This is a genomic window from bacterium (assembly GCA_037131655.1).
Taxonomy (GTDB): domain Bacteria; phylum Armatimonadota; class Fimbriimonadia; order Fimbriimonadales; family JBAXQP01; genus JBAXQP01.
Genome location: JBAXQP010000378.1, coordinates 1 through 2,215 on the forward strand (window position 1 = coordinate 1; position 2,215 = coordinate 2,215).

Here is a 2,215-nt window from a genome sequence, read left to right on the forward strand (position 1 = left end):
CTCGCGATATTACTCGCGACGGGCAAATCAACTTCGATGACCTCGAATGGGAATATCTAAATGGAGACGGAGACTTTCGTAGCCCAGAAGTTACAAAGCTTCGTGACGAAGCGGATATCATCATAACCAATCCTCCGTTTTCTCTGTTTCGGGAATTTCTTGCGTGGATTGTCGAAGCGAACAAAAAATTTCTGGTTATAGGCAATCTGAATGCCATCACCTATAAAGAAGTGTTTCCACTGATAAAGGAAAACAAGTTGTGGCTGGGGCCAACCATCAGCAGTGGGGATCGAGAATTTGAGGTTCCAGAGAACTACCCTCTCCTCGCCGCCGGATGGCGAGTTGATGACAAGGGGAAGAAATACATCCGCGTTAAAGGCGTCCGTTGGTATACCAACCTCGACCACGGACGCCGCCACACGCCACTCGTTTTGATGACAGAAAAGGACGTTGTTCGCTACGGGCTTGAGCGACCTTTTGAAAAATATGACAACTACGATGCTATTGAAGTTCCTAAAACCAAATGGATTCCTAGTGATTACAGTGGCATCATGGGTGTCCCCATAACCTTTCTGGACAAATATTGCCCGGAACAGTTTGAAATATTAGGTGCGACCCAAAGAGGATGTCACGATGCTGTTCCTGATTTTAAGAAATATGACGATTATGTCGAAATGAGTCAATCTGGTGGTCCCACAGGTTGCACTGGCGGCAAAACCAATGAGAACGCCAATCTGTTGGTAAATGACGGCAAAAAGAATTATTTCAAGAACAAAGAAGGGCGGATAGTTCAGTCTGCCTACCAACGAATATTTATCCGCCACAAAAATCTATGAAAACACAACTCCGCACAGAAATCACAATCAAAGCCCTCTGCGAGGGATTCGTCTATAACGAACTTGAAGGCAAGGGGCTATTCGGCCTAGCCGGCAAGCTTACAATTCAGCCGGAATACCAGCGCAACTACATTTATGCAGAAGAGAACTGCGATGTGGCAGTGATTGACTCTATCCTAAAAGGCTATCCTCTGGGCTTAATCTATTTCATCAAAACCGCAGATGGCCGCTTTGAAGTGTTGGACGGGCAACAACGCATTACCAGCATCGGCCGCTTCCTCACCAAGCGGTTCTCCGTCCAAGTGAATGGAACCGTGCAAAATTTCGATAGCCTGGCTAGCGACTTGCGCGATAAGATCCTCGAAACAACGCTTCTTGTTTACGAATGCGAAGGAACTGAACCCGAAATTAAAGAGTGGTTCAAAACCATCAACATCGTCGGGATTCCGCTTAACGAACAAGAAGTGCTAAACTCCATCTATTCCGGGCCGTTCGTTACTGCTGCGAAAGCCGAGTTCAGTAACAGCGCAAACGCAAACTTGGAAAAATGGAGCGCTTACGTTCGCGGTTCTGCTAATCGCCAAGAAATCTTGGCATGCGCCATCAAATGGGTCAGCGAGGGCGACGTGGATGGATACCTTGCCGCGCACCGGAACTCGAGCGACATCTCGGAAATCAAGCGCCACTTCAATACGGTTATCGAATGGGTTTCCACCGTGTTCCCGGCGACCGAAAAGGAAATGCGGGGCATCGATTGGGACAGGCTCTATCGCGCCTACCACGATACTGCCTTCGACCCCAAGGAAGTGGATGCTGATGTTAAGGCTCTCTACGCCGATCCCTACGTTAAGAACCGCAAGGGGATATTCGAGTATGTTCTCGGCGGCAAGAAAGAAACGAAGTTGCTGGAAATCCGAATCTTCGATGATGGCGACAAGCAAACCGTTTACCGCGCTCAAACAAAAGCGGCGAAGGAAGCAAAAAATTCCAATTGCCCGCTGTGCGCTCTCGGGCACGCCTCCAACAAGGACAGACTTTGGGAGTTGCGCGAGATGGATGCCGACCACGTTACTGCGTGGAGCCATGGCGGGGCCACTGCCATCGAAAACTGTCAGATGCTGTGCCGTCCGCACAATCAGGCAAAAGGGAACAAGTAATAACTTTTTGCGCCGACGCGGGGGTGGGCAAGGCTGGGCATAGTCTGCTTCTCCGAAAACAAATCCGCGTATCTTACGCTTATGTGGGATGGAACTCATAACAATTTTCGCGGTGCGCTGGATTCATTTATTCTGGCGAACGGGCTAAAAAGAAAGATGGTTGGGGGGTTGCCTTGCCTCGATGCTGTAGGCGATCCGGACTTGATGAGGCGCATAAGGCAG

2 protein-coding genes are annotated in these 2,215 nt (G+C 49.3%); both read left to right on the top strand.

The features are described from left to right. The coding region (locus tag WCO51_12650; protein MEI6514102.1) for an adenine-specific methyltransferase EcoRI family protein at nucleotides 1–836 on the top strand (836 nt) is incomplete at its 5' end. Continuing rightward, nucleotides 833–1,993 (top strand): DUF262 domain-containing protein, encoded by a 1,161-nt coding sequence (locus WCO51_12655; protein MEI6514103.1) that lies wholly within the window; start codon nucleotides 833–835, stop codon nucleotides 1,991–1,993. The genes WCO51_12650 and WCO51_12655, both read left to right, overlap by 4 nt. The last annotated feature ends 222 nt before the right edge of the window (nucleotides 1,994–2,215 follow it).